Here is an 18392-nt window from a genome sequence, read left to right as displayed (position 1 = left end):
CAGGTCGTGTTTTCCGGGCACGAACATGTCTATGAGCGGGTAAAACCGCAAAATGGGATTCAGTACTTTACAGAAGGCGCCTCGGCCAAGCTGATGGCCCGGGCCCTTCGGGAGACGAGCTTCAAGGCGGCGGGATTCGATACAGATAATTCATTCATGTTAGTGGAGATCGCCGGTGATGAACTGTATTTTCAAACAATCTCCAGAACCGGCGCGACCGTCGATTCTGGAGTCATCCGGCGGCTCGCCCAAGCCCAGTCTGCGGCGCCCGCCTCCGTGAACTCCGATTCCCGCATGACGCTTCTTCCAGCGATAAGAGGCCTGCGCGGAGGTTCCCACTTGGCGGAGGCACCGGGATCTCGGTTTAGCCCTAGCAATCGACAGGAGCATTCCGGGCAAGTAAGCCGCTGATGCGTCATGATCGGCCCTGGCAGACGACTTTAGAGCTTGGTCCCTAATGCCCTTCCGCCCGGAAAACGAGCGGAAGGGCATCAATCTTTTCTCGGGCGGAAGGGGTATACAATTCTCCCAGGCCACCTTCCCCTTGGGAGGCTCCTACGACCGCGCGCCGCTCCGCCGATCCCGCCTTGTCGCCCCCGCCTCCCGCCGAGCCTGTGGACTCGTTCCAGCTGGAAGGGCTGATTACCACTCTAGCCACCAGCTTCATCAGCCTCAACGCGGGTGAGGTGGATTCCGCCATCTGCCGCTCGTTGGGCATCCTGGGCGAATTCGCGGGAGCGCAGCGCAGCTACATCTGCCTGGTCTCCGAAGACGGCACGCGTATCCGCCACACCCACCAATGGTGCGTGACCGGAGTCGAGCCGCTGGAATCGGGCGCCGCCGGCTTTTCCGCCGACGCCTTCCCCTGGTGGGTGCAGAAGCTCAAGAACCTGGAGGAAGTTCACATGCCCGATCCGGACGGGCTTCCCTCGGAGGCCAGCCGGGAGCGCGAGTTCCTGAAAGCCAACAAGGTGCGCTCCGCGCTCATGGTCCCGCTGCGCTACGGGCCGTCGCTGACCGGAGTGCTGGGGTTTGACTCGCTCCACCGTGCCCAGTCCTGGAACGAAGAGCTGATCGCGCTGCTCAAGATCGCCGGAGTGGTGTTCGGCAACGCCATCGAGCGCAAGCGGTCGGAGGAGGAGCGCGGCCGGCTGATCGCGGAGTTGCAGGGATCCCTCGCCAGAGTCCGCACGCTGAGCGGCCTGCTGCCCATCTGCTCTTCGTGCAAGAAGATCCGCGACGATAAGGGCTACTGGAACCAGATCGAGACCTACATCCGCGACCGCTCCGAAGCAGAGTTCACCCACGGCATCTGCCCTGAGTGTGCCCAGCGACTCTATCCCCAGGACTACAAGCCCAAGTAGCCAGCCATAAGCAGGTAAGGGATAAGCCAGGACGGCGTGGAGCGACTGCGTATAGCCGATCGCTTATTGCTTATCGCTTCGCAGGCGGGTGCCAGCGGCCTCCTGGTAGATCTCCATCAGGCGGGTGACCGACGCCTCCCAGGAAAAGCGCTGCACCTGCTCGTAGCCGCGCTGCTTCAGGCGCTCGCGCAAGGGCTGGTCCACCAGCGCGCGGTGCAGGGCGTGCATGATCTCGAAGACGTTCTCCGGATTCACCAGTACGGCGGCGTCGCCGACCACCTCGGGCAACGACGATGTGTTCGAGGTCACGACCGGGGTTCCGTGGGCCATGGCTTCGAGCGGCGGCAGCCCGAAGCCCTCGTAGAGCGAGGGGAAGACGAAGATCTTGGCCAGGTCGTAGAAGATGCGCAACACCTCGGTGGGCACAAAGCCGAGGAAACGCACCTCATTCTGCACGCCGCTGCGGATCACGGTGCGGCGCAGGTCGGGATGCTGGGAAAGCTCGTCGCCGATGATGATGAGCCGCAGGTCGGGGAACTTCCCTTCCTTCTGCAGCTCGCCTTTGAGCGCGGAAAACGCCTCGATGATGCGTACCACATTCTTGTGCGGCTTGATGTTGCCGGCGTAGAGCAGGAAGGGATAGTTCACCTGGTAGCGCTCGGCGACGAGCTGGCGGTCGGCGTCGGTGGCGTGGCCACGCTGGAAGTTCTCGTCAATGGCGTTGTAGAGGACCTCGATCCTCCCCTCCGGGATGCCGAAGATGCGCACCATCTCGCTGCGGGTGAAATGCGAGACCGAGCAGATACGCGCCGCATGACGCAGCGCGTAGCGTGTGAGGCGGGAGTGAAACAGACGCCGGAAAATCGAGCTGCCTTCCCGGGGATGCATGTAGGACTGCAGGTCGTGCACGGTGAGCACGTAGGGCAGCGGCATGTGGCGCGGACGCCAGAACAGATGCGGCACGTGCACCAGGTCGCAGTCGTACTTGCGCACCACGCCGTAGAACTCGAAGTAGTTGCGAACCGAGCGCTCCAGATGCGGGAAGACCACGGGCAGGAAGTTCTCCGGCAGGCGGCCGAAGTCGCGCTCCAGATCCGAGATCCCGATCAGAACATAGTGATTCTTCTGGTCGAGGCGTGCCAGCGTCCGCACCACGTTGCGGATGTGGGTGCCGATGCCGAAGCTGCCGATGCGGCGGACGTCAATGGCGATGCGCACAGCGGTAGTGTAGCGCCAGTGGGCTTCAGGCGGCGGGCACGCCAACGCGGCGTGAGGCGTACAGCGGAAATGCCTCGGCTAGCTCCAGTACCTGCTTGCGGATGCGCGCCAGGACGGCGGCGTCCGTGCGGTGGTTGAGCGCTTCGGCGATCCAGCGGCCGATGCGGCGCATATCCTCCTCGCCCATGCCGCGGGTGGTGAGCGCGGGCGTGCCGATGCGGATGCCGGATGGCTTCATGGGTGGGTTGGTGTCAAAGGGGATGGCGTTCTTGTTGACGGTGATGGCAGCCTCGCCCAGCACCTTCTCCGCCTCGCTGCCCAGCATGCCCTTGGAGAAGACATCCACCAGCATCAGGTGGGTGTCGGTTCCGCCGGAGATCACGCGGAAGCCTTCGGCGGCCAGGGTTTCCGCCAGGACCTTGGCGTTGGCGACGACCTGGCGCGCGTAATCCTTGAAGCTGGGCTGCATGGCTTCCAGGAAGCACACGGCCTTGGCGGCGATGATGTGCACCAGAGGCCCGCCCTGCATTCCGGGAAACACGACTTTGTCGATGGCGGCAGCGAACTCGGCTTTGGAGAGGATCATGCCGGAGCGCGGGCCGCGCAGCGTCTTGTGGGTGGTGGTGGTGACGATGTGCGCGTGGGGCACGGGCGAGGGATGCACGCCTCCGGCGACCAGGCCGGCGAAGTGCGCCATGTCCACGAGATACAGTGCGCCCACTTTGTCGGCGATCTGGCGCATACGCGCGAAGTCGATGATGCGCGGATAGGCCGAGCCGCCGCCGATGATCAGCTTGGGGCGCTCGCGCTCGGCCAGCTTTTCCAGGTCGTCATAATCGATGGTTTCGGTCTCTTTGGTGACACCGTAGGGAACGATCTTGTAGGTCTTGCCGGAAAAGTTCAGATGATGGCCGTGGGTGAGGTGCCCGCCGTGGGCCAGGTTCAAGCCGAGGATAGTGTCGCCGGGCTGGATCACGGCGGCATACGCCTCCATATTGGCCTGAGAGCCGGCGTGAGGCTGGACGTTGGCGGCCTCGGCGCCGAAGAGCGCCTTGGCGCGGTCGCGGGCCAGGTTCTCCACCACGTCCGCGAACTCGCAGCCGCCGTAGTAGCGCTTGCCGGGGTAGCCCTCGGCGTACTTGTTGGTGAAGACCGAGCCCATGGCCTCAAGCACGGCCTCGCTGACAAAGTTCTCGGAGGCAATCAGCTCCAGGCCCTCGTGCTGGCGGCGGACTTCCTGGTCAATGGCGGCGGCGGTGGCGGGATCGACTTCGGAGAGCGGGCGTGACATGCGGTCGTTCATAGCGGATAGCTTCTTGCTCCTAGCTCTTAGCTTCTGGCTCCTGGCTTCTAGCTTCCGGCGAGTAGCGTGAAGAACTGTTTCCCGAAAAGATCACTTTGTCGCGGGCTTCGCGGGCTGGCATTGATTCTCGTCGTGTTCGAGCGCGGTGATCTTGTCCACACGGCGCTGATGGCGGCCCCCGGCAAAACCGGTGTGCAGCCACTTGTCCACGATCTGGAAGGCGGTGGCGTCATCGAGGATGCGGGCGCCGATGGCCAGCACGTTCGCGTCGTTGTGCTCGCGGCTGAGCTGGGCCTCCAACTCCGAGGTGACGTTGGCGGCACGCACGCCCGGGACTTTGTTGGCGGCCATGGCCATGCCGACGCCGCTGCCGCAGACGAGAATGCCCCAGTCGGCGCGCTTGCCGGCTACGTCGTGGGCCACGTCGCGGGCGTAGTCAGGGTAGTCCACGGAGTCGATCGAGGTGGTGCCGCGGTCGGTGATCTCGATGCCCTGCCCGGCTAGGCGCTGCTTGATCTTCTCCTTGAGCTGGTAGCCGGCGTGGTCGGCGCCGAGAGAGATCTTCATGCGGGTCATTCTAGCGCGTCCTGAGGACGCCCGCGAAACGCCTCAACCTCGCTCAGGATGACAATCCATGCGAAACCTTGGCCGGGATATTCTATAATCCCGCCGAATCCTTCGCCCACGAGGTGAGTCATGGCAACCGTTCCCACTCCCGAGACCGAACAGACGCAACCGCCGGAAAAGGGGTTCAAGTACATCCTGTTCGAGACCTCCGGCTACATCGCGCGGCTGACGTTGAACAATCCGCCGCACAACGTGCTGGTGGTGCCGCTGATGGTGGAGATGGCGGAGGCCATTGAGAGCCTGAACGGCCGAGGCGACATCAAGGCCATCCTGCTGGAGTCGTCGCAGAAGACGTTCTCGGCGGGCATCGGGCTGGAGGACTCGAAGTCCGACCGCGTTTTCCAGACGCTGGACGCCTTTAACCGCGTCTTTCTGGCGATCAAGGAAATCTCCAAGCCGCTGATCGTGGTGGTGAACGGGCCGGCCATCGGCGCCGGGTCGGAGCTGGTGGCCTTCGGCGACATGGTGATCGCTACCCCCAAGGCCAAGTTCGCGCAGCCCGAGGTTAAACTGGGCATCTTCCCGCCCTTCGCCGCGGTGATGCTGCCCCAGGTCATCGGGCCCAAGAAAACGTATGAGCTGATCCTGACGGGCGAGGCGCTCTCGGCCGAGGACGCGCGCCAGCTCGGCTTCGTCAACAAGGTGGTACCGGAGGCGGAGCTGAAAAAGGCGGTGGATGACATCGTCAACAAGATCGGCGAATTCAGCGGGCCGGTGCTGGAGATGACCAAGCAGGTCATCAGCGGCTCCCAGGGGCTACCCCAGAAAGAAGCGATGAAGAAGTCGCAGGACATTTACCTCAACCAGCTCATGGCGCTGGAAGACGTGCAGGAAGGCCTGCGCGCGGTGCTAGAGAAGAGAAAGCCGGTGTGGAAGAACAAGTGACGGCGCCTTGCGGGCGTGAGGCCGCGGCGGCCGGGAGCCCGCAGCCGTCATCCTGAGCGCAGCGAAGAATCTCGCTGCAGCCGTAAGCAGTCAAATGGGCGGTTCCGCCGCTCAGCAGTACCCACCTGAAACACTTCTGCCAGGGCAGGGGTCCCTCGACTCGCGTTCAGGCGCATGCGCACCTTCGCGTTCGCTCAGGATGACAATTACAAAGCGTTATTCAGGAACGACGCCAGATAGTAGGCGTCGAGGTATTTGAAGGGCGTTTCGCCGACGACGTAGTGGCCGCAGGGGAGGATCGAGACCTTGTGGTCCAGGCGGCGGCGCTCGAACTCCGCGACTACCTGCCTGGAGAACTCTGGCAGAAACGTGAGGTCGTGGGTGGCGTATACCACCAGCGACTTCTTGGGGAAGCGCTCGAACTTGTCGAAATATGACATGGGACTGATGGCCAGCCAGGCGCGGCGCAGGCGGTCGAGATCGATGTGCGACTCAATCCCCGCGCGGATGTGGCGAGTGGACTGCCCGCTCCAGACCACGTCGGCGAAGTAAGTGGAGGCGTGGTTGAAGGCGTTAGCGCGCAGGCGCGAATCGTGGGCGCTGGCGATGAAGGCATAGCAGGAGCCCAAGCTGGTGCCCTCGATGCCCAGGCGGGTGTAGCCCTGGGACTCGAGCCAGTCGAGGCAGCAACGGACATCGAGGATCGCCTGACGTGCGGCGTCGATGGTGCGGGCGATATTGGCGGAAACAGCGTAGTCGGCGCGCTCCAGCTCCGCGGGCCGGCGGATGTCGTGATAGGGCATGCTCAGGCGCAGCGCTGCGATCCCCAGGAAATTGAAGATGCGGCAGAGGCCGTTGTGGCTCTCGGCGTCAGAGTTCCACTGCGGCAGCACCACAACGGCGCGGCGGCCGCGCGCGGGAAACCAGCGGGCGTTGGCCAAGTTGTTTTCCGGATAGGGAGTCGCGACCGGCGAGGTAAAGCGCAGGAAGTCGGCGACTTCCCTCTTGCCGCGGTCGGGCTGCTGGTCGCTGGTGCGGTAGAGCTCGGCGACCCGGCGCTCGAGGCGGAAGTCGGATGGAGTCTTGTAGGAGAAGAAGTCGTCGCTCTGGTCAACGATCTCGCGGTTCAGGCGGTGAAGGAACGCTTCTTCGCCGCCGGGTGCGGGGAAGTTGCCGTTGACGCTGGGCCAGGCCCGAATCCATTCCGCGCCCCAGTCGAAGGGGCGAACGATGCGGTTGGTGTCGTGCTCGGTGAGACGCGTCTCCCAGTCGTACATCCAGCGTTGGTAGAGGGTGCGCATGAATCTCACAACTATAGCAAAGCTGGAATCTGCGCTGGTGAAGCCGAGATCCTTCGACTCGGGTTTCCCTCGCTTGAGAGAGCGCGCGGGAGTCCTCCCTCGCTCAGGATGACGGCAGAAGACAACCGCGAGGTCCTTCGCCCGCCTGCGATGGGGCTCAGGATGACAGTTGCGATTGGCGGGCGCGCCAGGCGAACCATAGGGGCACGGCAATCATGCCCAGCCATCCCAGGGCGCGGACGACGGCGGCGATGCGGGTGTCGTAGGGCAGCAGGTTGAGCTGGCTGAAGATCATGTTCCAGTCGTGGCCGATGTCGCCGTCGCCGCCTTCGGCACTCACCAGCGGCAGGTCGAGGGCGCGGGCGTCGGCCATGTAGGTGGCGATGCCGAGGAAGTTCTCGAAGAACAGGAAGGAGCAGAAGGTGGTCCCCGGCAGCTGGCGCATGCGCACGAAGGCGAGAGCGAGGGCGGCGGGGACGAAGAGTTGCAGGATGGTCCCGCCCCAGAGGTGCAGCGTCTCGCCGAAGTAGCCAAAGAGGGGATGGCCGGCCTCGTGGGTAACCATGTTGACGGCGTCAAGGAACAGGTTCAGGCCGTGCTCGCGCCAGGCGTAGAGGAGGAAGGCAGAGTAGGCGACGAGCCATCCCGCCATGGCCCAGAGCGGCACCGGCTTCCAGGGCTCACCGAGGAATTCGAGGTACTCGGACTGGCGCAGGCGCTGGAAAAACCCCATGCCCTACTCCACGTACTTCCGGGGCACGCGCTTGGAGATGTTGCAGAGGACTTCGTAGGGGATGGTTCGGCTGAGATGGGCGTGGTCCCAGGCGGTGACGCTGCGGGTCCCGGCGGCGCCGAGCAGGAGGACCTCGTCGCCGATTTCCACGCCGGAGATGCCGGTGACGTCGATGAGGGTGAGGTCCATCGAAATATTGCCGACGATGGCGGCGTAGTCGCCGCGCACGATGACCCGGCCGCGCGAAGAAAGCTGGCGGCTGAGGCCGTCGGCGTATCCCACGGGCAGGACCGCGATCTTCGCCGGAGCCTGGGTGACGTAGGCGCCGCTGTAGCCAAGGGGCTGGTGGGCGGCGACCTGGCGCAGCGAGATGATACGCGTTTTCCAGGAGAGCACGGGCTGGAGGGGCAGCTCGACGGAGCTGTCCCGGGCCCCGGTGACGGGCAGGGAGTAGCCATACAACGCCAGTCCAGGGCGGACCATGTTCTTCCAGGTATTGCGGCGGGCGGCGATGGCGCCACTGTTGGCCATGTGGTAGTACACGGGCGAAAGCCCGCTCTCGAGCAGCGCCTTGACGGCGTCCTCGAAGCGCCCGATCTGGGCGTTGGTGGCGGGGTCGTCCGCAACCTCAGACGCGGCCAGGTGGGTGAAAAAGCCCTCCAGCACCACGTGCTGCGCCGCCTTGAATGCAGAAGCGAAGGTGGAGAGGTCCTGCAGATGCACGCCCAAGCGAGCCATTCCGGTATCCACTTTGAGGTGGACGGGGACGGTTTGCCCCTTTCCTTTTTTCGTTTTCTCCGCCGCGCTTTCGAGCAGCTCGATGTGACTCGGGTCCCAGACGGCGGGAGTGAGGTCTTGCTGCAGGATGGCCTCTTCCTCGCCCAGCCAAAAACCGGCGAGCAGCAGGATGCGGCCGGCGATGCCGGCTTGGCGCAACTGCATGCCTTCCTCGGTGGAGGTGACGCCGAACCAGGTGGCCCCTTCCTTCTCGAGCACGCGGGCGCACTCGACGGCGCCGTGCCCGTAGGCATCGGCCTTGACCACCGCGCACACCGTGACTCCGGAGCCGACGAGCTGCTGGAGAGTGCGGAAGTTGTGTCGCAGAGCCGGAAGCGAGATTTCCGCCCAGGTGGGACGCATGCAGGGCGGATTATAGCGGAGGTGTCGGCGGCCGATGATCCGGGGATGAGGGTAGGGGTCCTTCGCCCGCCTGCGCGGGCTCAGGATGACAATCTGGAAGGACCTTTACTCCTCGAGAGCGCGGGACTCGAAGCGGGTGAAGCTCCTGAGGAAAGCCAGGTCGATCTTGCCAGTGGGGCCGTTGCGCTGCTTAGCGATGATGAGTTCGGCCTGGCCTTCGAGGTCGGGACTGTCGCGGTTGTAGACCTCTTCGCGGAAGATGAACATCACCACATCGGCGTCCTGCTCGATGGAGCCGGACTCGCGCAGGTCGGAGAGCTGGGGTCGGTGGTCACCGCCGCGGCTCTCGGGAGCGCGGCTCAACTGGGACAGGGCGAGCACGGGAACGCGCAGCTCTTTGGCCAGGGCCTTGAGGCCGCGGGAGATGGCGGAGACTTCCTGGGTGCGGTTCTCATAGCGGCGGCCGCCGCCCACGGGCGCTGCGGCCATGAGCTGAAGGTAATCCACCACAATCAGGTCGAGCTGCTGCTGGGATTGCTGCAGGCGGCGGGCCTTGGCGCGCATCTCGTGCAGGGAGAGGGCCGGGGTGTCGTCGATGTAGAGCCTGGACTCGCCCAATGAGCCGGAGGCGGCGGTGATTTTCTCGCAGTCCTCGCGGCCGAGAAAGCCCTGGCGCAGCTTGTGCGAATCCACGCGGGCTTGGGAGCAGAGCAGGCGTAGGAGCAGCGCCTCGCGCGACATTTCCAGGGAGAAGACGCCGACGACCTTGCCGTCCTCGATGGCGGCGTTCTCGGCGATGTTCAGGGCGAAGGCGGTCTTGCCCATGCCGGGGCGGGCGGCGAGGATCACGAGGTCCGAAGGTTGCAGACCGCTGGTGATGCCGTCGAGGTCCTCGTAGTGGGTGGCCAGACCGGTGATGCGCTGGCCGCGCTCGTAGAGGGCTTCGATGCCTTTGGGACCGAAGGATTCGCGGACGATCTCGTTCACGCCTACGAAGCCGCGGCCCAGGCGGTCGTCGGAGAGGCGGAAGATGGATGTTTCGGTGGCGTCCAGGACCTCGTCGGCGGTCTCACTCTGCTCCAGGGCACGGGCGATGGCGCCGTTGGCGGCGTGGATGAGGCCGCGCAGCATGGCCTTGTCCTTGACGATGCGGACGTAGTGCTCGATGTTGGGGCGGCGGGGGACGCCGTCGGTAAGCGAGGTGATGTAGGCCACGCCGCCCACCGACTCCACTTCCTTGTGGCGGCCCAATTCCTCGGTGAGGGTGATGAGGTCGATGGGGCGGCTGGTTTCGGAGAGCTCCATCATGCGGCTGTAGATACGACGGTGGGAGTCGAGAGAAAAATCGTCGGGACGCAGCGACTCGGCGGCCTGGTTGTAGGCGAAGTTATCGAGCAGGATGGCGCCCAGGATGGAGCGCTCGGCATCCAGGCTTGCCGGGAGCCCGCGGTCGAGACTGTAGTCGGTGGTGGCCAACGATTCCCTTGTCAGACGCGAGAAGCGGCGGCGCGCGCCTTTAAACCCAAGTATGCCATGACTTTAGTTCGTGGCGAATAAAAAACGAATGGCGGGCCATGCCAGCCGCACGGCACGCTGCCGGCAGGAGTCACTAAACGTCGCTTGTCGGCCTTGGCGGGAGTCTGCGCCTCGAGAAGAATGGGCGCAATCAGAAAGCGCGGCGGCGGTGTGTACATCCTGTTGAATTTGGGGATTGCTTGTGGAAGGGAGAGGAAAACGAAGCCCGCGCGGCCGGGGGCGGCCGCGCCACGTAAGAATTACTCCTGGACGCCGTCCATAAAGGCCTTGAGCTTGCGCGAGCGGGAGGGATGGCGGAGCTTGCGCAGGGCCTTGGCCTCAATCTGGCGGATGCGCTCGCGGGTGACCGCGAACGACTGCCCGACCTCCTCCAGAGTGTGCTCGGAGCCGTCCTCCAGGCCGAAGCGCATCTTGATGACCTTCTCCTCGCGGGCGGTGAGGGTGCGCAGGACGTGCGCGGTCTGCTCCTTGAGGTTGACGTTGATGACGGCGTCGGCGGGAGAAACCACGCCGCGATCTTCGATGAAGTCGCCGAGGTGCGAATCCTCCTCCTCGCCGATGGGGGTTTCGAGCGAGATGGGCTCCTGCGCGATCTTTAACACCTTGCGCACCTTGGCCACGGGAATGTCCATGCGCTTGGCAATCTCTTCCGAGGTCGGCTCGCGGCCCAGCTCCTGCACCAACTGCCGCGAGGTGCGGATGAGTTTGTTAATGGTCTCGATCATGTGCACCGGGATGCGGATGGTGCGGGCCTGGTCGGCGATGGCGCGGGTGATGGCCTGGCGGATCCACCAAGTGGCGTAGGTGGAGAACTTGTAGCCGCGGCGGTATTCGAACTTGTCCACCGCTTTCATCAGGCCGATGTTGCCCTCCTGGATGAGGTCGAGAAACTGCAGGCCGCGGTTGGTGTACTTCTTGGCGATGGAGACCACCAGGCGCAGGTTGGCCTCGATGAGCTCGCTCTTGGCGTATTCGGCGTCAATATCGCCCTGGATGATCTCGCGCTGGGTGCGGCGCAGCTCCTGGAAGGTGACGCCGGCGGCGGTCTCCAGCTTGTCCAGGGTGTGGCGCTGGTCGCGCTGGCGCTTGCGATAGTCGCGCTTCAAATCCTCGCTGCGCGTGCCCTCGATCTTCTTTTCCAGGCTCTGCACCTGGCGGTCGAGGGAGCGCATGGTCTCCACCGTCTTGTTGATGCGGTCGATGAGGCGCTTGCGCTCCAGGTTGGTGAAGCCCAGGCGGCGGATGATGAGCGAGATGTGCACCATCTCGCGCCCCAGCTTCCAGCGGCAGCGCAGGTGCGCCCGGGCCTTCTTCTTGGGCGGGATGGATGCCAGCCGCTCGGTGAGGTGAACCGCCTTCTTGTAGTGCTTCTGCAGCGCGTCGATGCGCTTGGTGATCTCTTTGATCCGGTTCAGGAGGATCTCTTCGGTAATCTCCTCCTCGTCGAAGATGACAATCTCCTTGATGGAACGGACGCCCTTGCGCAGGTCCTCGCCGATGGCCAGAATCTCGCGGATGATGATGGGGGAGCGGGAGACGGCCTTGAGCACGCGCATCTGGCCGCGCTCGATGCGCTTGGCGATATCCACCTCGCCCTCGCGGGTGAGCAGGGGCACGGTGCCCATCTCGCGCAGGTACATACGGACGGGGTCGTTGGTCTTCTCCAGCGCGCCGGGGGTGAGGTCGAGCTCGACATCCTCGCCCGCTTCCGTCTCGCCCTCGAACTTCTTCTCCAAGGTGGCGGAGGGCAGCTTGGGCTGTCCTTCGAGCACATCAATGCCCTGAGTGCCGATGGTGGTCAGCAGGTCGTCCAGGTCCTCGGGCGAATGGACGTCGGCGGGGATGAGGTCGTTCACCTGTTCATAGGTGAGGTACCCCTTCTCCTTGCCCGCATCGATCAGCTTTTTAATGTCGTCGTACTTGTCGTCAAGAGCCAAGCAGTAATCCTCTCGGCGGGCAACGGCTCACGCCCGGAAACAGACACAGCAGCAGATTGAGTGAAAAGGTGAGGAGATGCGAAACCTTCCAATGTTACCAAGTCCCGGTCTTGTTCTTCAACTTGAAAACCAGCCGCCCGCCACTAATCCGGCCTTATGAACATTAGATGGGCGGAAACCTCCATTGGTTTCTGGAATTTACAGGCTTTTTTTGCCTTAGGGGAGAGCCAAAGCACGGTCGAGCTTGACCTTTTCCTGCATGAGCCGGGTGAGGGCCTGGGCGTCGTTCTGGCGCTCGGCCTCGGCAATCTGGGTGCGCAGATGGAGGCGCTGGCGCTCCAGGTGCCGGCGCCGCAAGGCCTGTAGGGCCTCCTCCAGGAGGTCGGCGGTGAGGGGTTCGTCCTCGCGCAGGAGGGTCGAAGCCAGCAGGCCGCGGTCAGCCTCGGAGAGGGGGAGGGCCATTGCGTCGGCGGCGTCCTCGTCGCTGGCGAGCAGCGACTCGAGCAGCGACTCAGCGGCCAGGCCGTGGTGCAGGCGCTCGGCGGTAAGAGCGTAGCGGGCCTGACGCTGGGGATCGAGCTGCTCGGCTGGCTCCGACGCTGGGTTGCCGCCAGACTCAACAGAAAGCTGTCCGCTGGCGGCCAGGGCGCGGATCAGGATGCGCTCGGCGTCGGTGACCTGGGCTTCCGCTGGGGGCTTTACGGTGGTGGAGCGGGTGCCGGCGGCATGGCGCAACTCCTGCATGAGCACGGCGGAATCGATGCCCAGCCTCTGCGCCATCTCCTTGGCCAACTCGTCGCGCGCGATGCGGCTGGGCACACGGTGAATGTGCGGCAGCAGGAAGTTCACCGCCTTCACCTTGCCCTCCGGGGTCCGCGCCGGGAAGGTGGCGCGGGCGCGGTCGATCAGGTAATCGAAGTATTTCTGGGAGTTCTTCAGAGAATCCGCGTAGGCCTCGCGGCCGCGTTTCCTGAGGAAGAGGTCGGGATCGAGGCCGGCGTCGAGGGTCAGGACCTTGATCTCGAAGTCCTCGCCGACCAGCAGAGCGAGCGAGCGGTCGGCGGCGGCGGCGCCGGCGGCGTCGGGATCGAAGTTGACCACGATCTTCTTGCTGAAGCGCGCCAGCAATCGCACCTGGGCTTCGGTGAAGGCGGTGCCGGAACTGGCGATCACGTTGTGAAAGCCGGCGGCGAAGACAGCGATGCAATCCATCTGGCCCTCCACCAGGAGGGCGTAGTCGAGCTTGCGGATGGCCTCCCGGGCGCGGTCCAGGTTGTACAGCACGCGCGACTTGGAGTAGATGGCGGTCTCGGGCGAGTTGAGGTACTTGGGGCCGGCCTTGTCGTCCGTGCCTAGCGCCCGGCCGGTGAAGGCGATGACTTTGCCGGTTTCGTTGGCAATCGGGAACATGATGCGGTTGCGGAATTTTGAGTAGAGCGCTGCTGACCGTTGGCTGTTGGCCTTTGGCGAATCCTTGGCGCTCGCTTCCACTTCCTTCCAGGAAAAGAGGCCGGACGCTTTCAAGAGTTCTTCATCGGAGGCGCCCTTGAGGTGGTCGCGCAGGGGGAAGCCGGAATCGGGGGCATACCCGATGCGGAAGGTAGCGATGGTTTCCTGACTGAGCCCGCGGCCGGCAAGATATTCCCGCGCGGCAGCGCCCTCCGGGGTGCGCAACTGCGCCTCGAAAAAGGCGCAGGCACGCTGATGCAGATCCAGAAGCGCGGTTCGGAGTTTGGCTTCCTGCGCTTCGCCCGGGCCGCTGAACTCCTGCCGGGGCACGGGGATGCCCATCTTTTGCGCCACTGCGCGCACCGCTTCTGGGAAGGTAATGTTCTCGACCTTCTGGACGAAGCTGAAGACGTCGCCCGAAACCCCGCAGCCGAAGCAATGGTAGAACTGCCGCGTGGCGTGCACAGAGAACGAAGGTGTCTTCTCGTTGTGGAAGGGACAGAGCCCGGTGAAGTTCTGCGCCCCGGACTTCTTGAGTTTCAGGTAGTCGCCGATGATGCGGACGATATCTGCTTGCTGCTTGACGGTATCGGCGAAGGAGCCTGGGGTGGACATGCTGGCTGTCTTATGTTCGCCGCGGATGCACGCGGATCAATCGAACAACAAGCATTTTAGTCTGGAGCGGAGTTGTGCGTTCCTGTGGATATCTTGGTGGGGCGCGGCAGAGTCAGCGTGCGGCGACGGCTGCGGGTTCTGTCTGGGCGATAGGCAGTTCGACGCGGAAGGTAGCACCGCCTTCCTTGCGATTCCAGGCCAAGATTTGGCCGCCGTGTTCCTGCACGATGCCGTAGCAGGCGCTCAAGCCCAGGCCGGTGCCCTTGCCCAGGGCCTTGGTGCTATAGAAGGGATCGAAGATGCGGCTGGGCTCGGCCAGGCCGGAACCGGTATCAGCGAATTCCAGGACGATGTTCGGCCCGTCGCGCTTGGTGCGGACCAGCAGCACGCCGCCCCCGGCTTCCTGCAACGCGTCCATGGCATTGCCGACGATGTGGAAGCACACCTGGAGGATCTGGTTGGCATCGCCGCGGATGCTGGGAAGACCGCCGTCCGTCTTGAGGTCGATGCGGATGTTGCCGCCCAGGTTCAACTCGCGGAGCTGCACCGCCTTGGTCACGATGGAATTGACGTCCACCTGCACCTTTTCCGCGGGGCTCTGCTTGGCGAAGCTCATCAGGTCGGAGACCAGAGTCTTGATGCGGCGTCCCTGGCTGTGAATCTTCTCGGCGAACCCGCGGACTTCGGCCGACGCGCCCTCCTGCGTGGCCAGCATCTCGGAGTACCCCAGGACGGCGGTCAGGGGATTGTTGATCTCGTGGGCGGCTCCGGCGACCAGCTGCCCGAGGGCTGCCATCTTCTCCGAATGGACCAACTGTTTCTGCAGGCTTTTCAGGCTTTCCACGGATTCCTCAGAGGCATGGAGCAGGGCCAGCAGTTCGCGGTCCAGCAGGTACTGCTTGAGGAAGACGATGGCGCCCAGCACAAACATGGCCGCGAGGGAAATGAGCACGCGGTAGTCTCGCACCCTTTCGGGCGCGGAGCTGCCGTAGAAGGCCCACAGCGCCAGGCCGGGGATGGAGAGGATGGCAACTATGGCCAGGCGCGACGGCCAGATCTCGTGATGGCCGGCGCCTTCCACCGCGGCATCCGCGGATTGCGGCGCTCCCTTTGCCCACAGCGCCAGAACAACGAACCAGGCCATGGAGGCCACCAAGGGCACGTCGAACATACCGCCGGTGTAGTAATGGCCGCGGTCGAGCTCCCAGTTGATCAATTGCGAGCTCAGCATGTAGAGGAAGAAGGCGCCGAACAGGTGCGCATAAATGCGCTTCCAGGCGCCCCGGGTCCTGACCCACAAGACCCCGACGCCGACCACGAACACCAGCTTTTCCGCGACGTCCAGGATGTTGTAGCTGTAGTTGTAGAGCTCGCCACTGTAGGAAACGTATTGCCAGGGAATGACAAAGAACAGATACAGGTACACCCACCAGAGCATCAGCAGCAGAAACTCGAGGTATCCCAGGCGGAGCGGCCGGTGTCCGTGCCGGAGGTGGGGCTGCAGGCCGAGCGCCGCAATCATGGGAATGACGTGAAGGAAGAACCACACGTCGCCCAGGTAGGGATCGAGTATCTCCTGGCTCAAGAACATGCCCCGGTAAGTCCACAGCAACTGAGCGGCGAACCAGAGCACGCAGCCAACGGTCATCATGCTCCAGAAGGCCCGTACGTTGGCGCGTGACACGCGCGCGTTGCCCCACATGGCCAGGGTGGCCGCCAGCAGCAACGCACTTTGGAGGATGTTGCCGAAGACCTTCAGGCCAGTGCTCTCCGGCACGGTGAAGGAGATCGCCGCGTGGGCCAGCACTATCAAGCTGGAACCCAGGACCCACCAACGGATGCGGGAGCTGTCCATGTGGAGCCCAAGGATATTATCCCTCCGCGCTCAGCAGCGAAAGAGTACGGAAGTAACGCAGAGACAAGCGGCGCCGAGAACCGGCTGAGCGCCTAAGTCCTGAGGAACCGGAGACCTGGGAAGGGCCGCGAACCGGAGTGTCTGCTAAAATCGGGCGCTTATGGCCTTTCCCGTGACCCGCATGCGGCGGCTGCGCCAGAGCGACAGGATGCGCTCGCTGGTGCGCGAAACCCGGCTCACGCCGGCGGGGCTCGTCTATCCCCTGTTCATCTGCCCCGGGAAGGGCGTGCGCAAGGAAATCGGCTCCATGCCGGGAGTGTTCAACCTCTCCGTGGACCAGGCGGTCAAGGAGGCGCGCGAGGCCCACTCCCTCGGCATTCCTGCGGTCATTCTTTTTGGGCTGCCGGCGAAGAAGGACGAGGTAGCCACCGGCGCATGGGCCGACGACGGCATGGTGCAGCAGGCGGCGCGCGCCATCAAGCGCGAGGTGCCCGGGCTGCTGATCATTGGCGACGTCTGCCTGTGCGAATACATGTCACACGGCCACTGCGGCGTGGTGCGCATGGCGAAGAAGCCTTCGGGCAAGGGCGGAAAGGCTTCGAAGTCGCCGGCGGAGTACGAGATTCTGAACGATCCCACGCTGGAGATCCTGGCCAAGACGTCCGTCTCGCTGGTGCGCGCCGGGGTAGACATCGTCGCCCCCTCGGACATGATGGACGGCCGCGTGGCCGCCATCCGCAAGGCGCTCGACGTCGCCGGCTACATCAACACGCCTATCCTTTCTTATGCGGCCAAATTCGCCTCGGCCTTCTACGGGCCCTTCCGCGAGGCGGCGGACTCCGCGCCACAGTTCGGCGACCGGCGCTCCTATCAGATGGACGGCGCCAACCTCCGGGAAGCCCTGCGCGAGATTGAACTGGATATCGAGGAAGGCGCGGACATGGTGATGGTGAAGCCAGCCATGCCCTATCTGGACGTGATCGCCGCGGCCCGCGCGCGCTTTGGCGTGCCGCTGGCCGCCTATCAGGTGTCGGGCGAGTACGCTATGCTGCTAGCGGCGGCGCGCAACGGGTGGCTCGACCGCGACCGCGTCATCCTGGAGTCGCTCACCTCCATCCGCCGCGCCGGAGCGGACATCATCCTGACCTACTTCGCCAAGGACGCGGCCCGCCTGCTGGGCTGAGGCCGGGATTCGCTTCCCTTTTGCCGCTGTTCTAAAATCCGAAGGCGGCCCTGGATCATCCAATCCTCAGAAGAACGGGAGCGTTACTGTGGCTGAGACCATCTACGACGTCGCCATCATCGGCGCCGGCCCCGGCGGCTACACCGCCGCCATCCGCGCCGGGCAGTGGGGCCTGAAGGTCTGCCTCATCGAAAAAGACGACAAACTGGGCGGCACCTGCCTGCACGTGGGCTGCATCCCTACCAAGGCCCTCTTGTTCAACGCCGAAGTCTACGAGTACATGAAGGCGGCCAAGGAGTTCGGCATCGAGGGCGTCACCAGCCCCAAGGTGAACTGGGCGGCGGTGCAGCAGCGCAAGAACAAGATCGTCACCAAGCACACCAAGGGCCTGGACTTCCTGATGCGCAAGAACAAGGTCACGACGGTGCAGGGCTACGGGCGGCTGACCGGGCCGGCGAAGGACGGCGTGCTGACGGTCGAGGTCTATACCGAGGGCGGTGGGGGCGCGGCGGGCGAGAACACCTTCGTCAAAACCAAGAACGTCATCCTGGCCACGGGCTCGGAAGCGAAGATGCTTCCCGGACTCGAAGCCGACTCGCGCGTGCTGACCAACATCGAGATTCTCAACCTGAGCGCCCTCCCCAAGTCGCTGGTAGTGGTGGGCGCGGGCGCGGTGGGCGTGGAGTTTGCCTCCATCTACCGCTCGTTCGACGCCGAGGTCACGGTACTCGAGGCGCTGCCGCGGATGGTGCCGCTCGAGGACGAGGACATCTCCAAGGAGCTGCTGCGGGCCTTCACCAAGAAGGGCATCCAGTGCCACGTGAGCACTAAGGTGGGGAAGGTGGAGAAGACCAAGACCGGGATCGCGGTGACGTTCACTCCCGCCGACGGCAAGCAGCAGAAGATCGAGGCGGAGAGGATCCTGATTGCTGTGGGACGTGCGCCGCGCACCGACAACATTGGGCTGGAAAAAACCAAGATCAAGCCGGAGCGCGGCTTGATCAAGACCAGCGAATGGATGCAGACCGACGAGCCCGGCGTTTACGCCGTCGGCGACATCGTGCTGGGCATGCCGCAACTGGCGCACGTGGGCTCGATGCAGGGGATCGTGGCCGTGGCGAAGATCGCGGGCAAGCCGGCCAAGCCGCTGAACCCGTCGCACATCCCCAACTGCACCTACTGCGAGCCGCAGATCGGGAGCGTGGGCCTGAGCGAAGCCAAAGCCAAAGAGGCGGGGCGCAAGGTG

15 protein-coding genes are annotated in these 18392 nt (G+C 64.2%); 5 read left to right on the top strand and 10 right to left on the bottom strand.

Translation table 11 applies throughout. The features are described 5' to 3' along the window. Window positions 1-411 (top strand): hypothetical protein (locus VGQ94_07355; GenBank protein ID HEV2022331.1); only part of this gene is annotated, 411 nt, incomplete at its 5' end. 176 nt (window positions 412-587) lie between these two features. After that, window positions 588-1364: a GAF domain-containing protein gene (locus VGQ94_07350; GenBank protein HEV2022330.1), complete on the top strand. Its 777-nt coding sequence runs from the start codon at window positions 588-590 to the stop codon at window positions 1362-1364. Between the two features lie 63 nt (window positions 1365-1427). Here VGQ94_07350 and VGQ94_07345 read toward each other — a convergent pair whose 3' ends face one another. The 3 genes from VGQ94_07345 to rpiB all read right to left on the bottom strand — a co-directional run bounded on the left by VGQ94_07345 (window position 1428) and on the right by rpiB (window position 4452). Then, entirely contained in the window at window positions 1428-2582 is a 1155-nt protein-coding gene (locus VGQ94_07345) for a glycosyltransferase family 1 protein (protein HEV2022329.1), read from the bottom strand. Between the two features lie 25 nt (window positions 2583-2607). Then, the gene (glyA, locus tag VGQ94_07340) at window positions 2608-3885 is read right to left on the bottom strand and encodes a serine hydroxymethyltransferase (protein HEV2022328.1); all 1278 of its coding nucleotides are present in this window, start codon (window positions 3883-3885) and stop codon (window positions 2608-2610) included. 90 nt (window positions 3886-3975) lie between these two features. After that, window positions 3976-4452 carry a ribose 5-phosphate isomerase B gene (rpiB, locus tag VGQ94_07335; protein HEV2022327.1) on the bottom strand — a complete coding sequence of 159 codons (477 nt, stop codon included), beginning with the start codon at window positions 4450-4452 and terminating at the stop codon, window positions 3976-3978. A 129-nt stretch (window positions 4453-4581) separates the two neighbouring features. Between rpiB and VGQ94_07330 the strand changes: the two genes are divergently transcribed. Then, complete coding sequence (locus VGQ94_07330; protein HEV2022326.1) at window positions 4582-5397, top strand: enoyl-CoA hydratase/isomerase family protein; 816 nt, start codon at window positions 4582-4584, stop codon at window positions 5395-5397. A 206-nt stretch (window positions 5398-5603) separates the two neighbouring features. Here VGQ94_07330 and VGQ94_07325 read toward each other — a convergent pair whose 3' ends face one another. From VGQ94_07325 to VGQ94_07295, 7 genes are all read right to left on the bottom strand, one after another. Continuing rightward, window positions 5604-6698: an abhydrolase domain-containing 18 gene (locus tag VGQ94_07325; protein ID HEV2022325.1), complete on the bottom strand. Its 1095-nt coding sequence runs from the start codon at window positions 6696-6698 to the stop codon at window positions 5604-5606. Window positions 6699-6855: 157 nt separating this feature from the next. Beyond that, window positions 6856-7431, bottom strand: coding sequence for a hypothetical protein (locus VGQ94_07320; GenBank protein HEV2022324.1), 576 nt, complete (start codon window positions 7429-7431; stop codon window positions 6856-6858). 3 nt (window positions 7432-7434) lie between these two features. Beyond that, window positions 7435-8571, bottom strand: a complete 1137-nt coding sequence (gene alr, locus VGQ94_07315) for an alanine racemase (GenBank protein ID HEV2022323.1) — start codon at window positions 8569-8571, stop codon at window positions 7435-7437. Window positions 8572-8676: 105 nt separating this feature from the next. Next, window positions 8677-10047 (bottom strand): replicative DNA helicase, encoded by a 1371-nt coding sequence (gene dnaB, locus VGQ94_07310; GenBank protein ID HEV2022322.1) that lies wholly within the window; start codon window positions 10045-10047, stop codon window positions 8677-8679. Between the two features lie 299 nt (window positions 10048-10346). Then, window positions 10347-12044, bottom strand: a complete 1698-nt coding sequence (rpoD, locus tag VGQ94_07305) for an RNA polymerase sigma factor RpoD (protein HEV2022321.1) — start codon at window positions 12042-12044, stop codon at window positions 10347-10349. 216 nt (window positions 12045-12260) lie between these two features. Continuing rightward, complete coding sequence (gene dnaG / locus VGQ94_07300; protein HEV2022320.1) at window positions 12261-14108, bottom strand: DNA primase; 1848 nt, start codon at window positions 14106-14108, stop codon at window positions 12261-12263. Between the two features lie 112 nt (window positions 14109-14220). Continuing rightward, window positions 14221-15963 carry an ATP-binding protein gene (locus tag VGQ94_07295; protein ID HEV2022319.1) on the bottom strand — a complete coding sequence of 581 codons (1743 nt, stop codon included), beginning with the start codon at window positions 15961-15963 and terminating at the stop codon, window positions 14221-14223. A 160-nt stretch (window positions 15964-16123) separates the two neighbouring features. On the opposite strand from VGQ94_07295, the gene hemB reads away from it, so the two are divergent. Both hemB and VGQ94_07285 read left to right on the top strand, forming a co-directional pair. Then, the gene (gene hemB / locus VGQ94_07290) at window positions 16124-17146 is read left to right on the top strand and encodes a porphobilinogen synthase (protein ID HEV2022318.1); all 1023 of its coding nucleotides are present in this window, start codon (window positions 16124-16126) and stop codon (window positions 17144-17146) included. 88 nt (window positions 17147-17234) lie between these two features. After that, window positions 17235-18392, top strand: a 1158-nt coding sequence (locus VGQ94_07285) for an FAD-dependent oxidoreductase (GenBank protein ID HEV2022317.1), incomplete at its 3' end; no start/stop codon positions are given.

The sequence above is a fragment of the Terriglobales bacterium genome (genome assembly GCA_035937135.1).
GTDB lineage: Bacteria > Acidobacteriota > Terriglobia > Terriglobales > Acidobacteriaceae > DASYVL01.
This window is presented reverse-complemented; position numbering and strand designations above follow the sequence as displayed.

What these genes read in the sequence shown, in the direction of transcription:
- glyA (HEV2022328.1), bottom strand. Translation starts at nt 3,885, where the DNA reads ATGAACGACCGCATGTCACGCCCGCTCTCCGAAGTCGATCCCGCCACC.
- rpiB (HEV2022327.1), bottom strand. Translation starts at nt 4,452, where the DNA reads ATGAAGATCTCTCTCGGCGCCGACCACGCCGGCTACCAGCTCAAGGAG.
- VGQ94_07330 (HEV2022326.1), top strand. Translation starts at nt 4,582, where the DNA reads ATGGCAACCGTTCCCACTCCCGAGACCGAACAGACGCAACCGCCGGAA.
- VGQ94_07325 (HEV2022325.1), bottom strand. Translation starts at nt 6,698, where the DNA reads ATGCGCACCCTCTACCAACGCTGGATGTACGACTGGGAGACGCGTCTC.
- VGQ94_07320 (HEV2022324.1), bottom strand. Translation starts at nt 7,431, where the DNA reads ATGGGGTTTTTCCAGCGCCTGCGCCAGTCCGAGTACCTCGAATTCCTC.
- alr (HEV2022323.1), bottom strand. Translation starts at nt 8,571, where the DNA reads ATGCGTCCCACCTGGGCGGAAATCTCGCTTCCGGCTCTGCGACACAAC.
- dnaG (HEV2022320.1), bottom strand. Translation starts at nt 14,108, where the DNA reads ATGTCCACCCCAGGCTCCTTCGCCGATACCGTCAAGCAGCAAGCAGAT.
- VGQ94_07295 (HEV2022319.1), bottom strand. Translation starts at nt 15,963, where the DNA reads ATGGACAGCTCCCGCATCCGTTGGTGGGTCCTGGGTTCCAGCTTGATA.
- hemB (HEV2022318.1), top strand. Translation starts at nt 16,124, where the DNA reads ATGGCCTTTCCCGTGACCCGCATGCGGCGGCTGCGCCAGAGCGACAGG.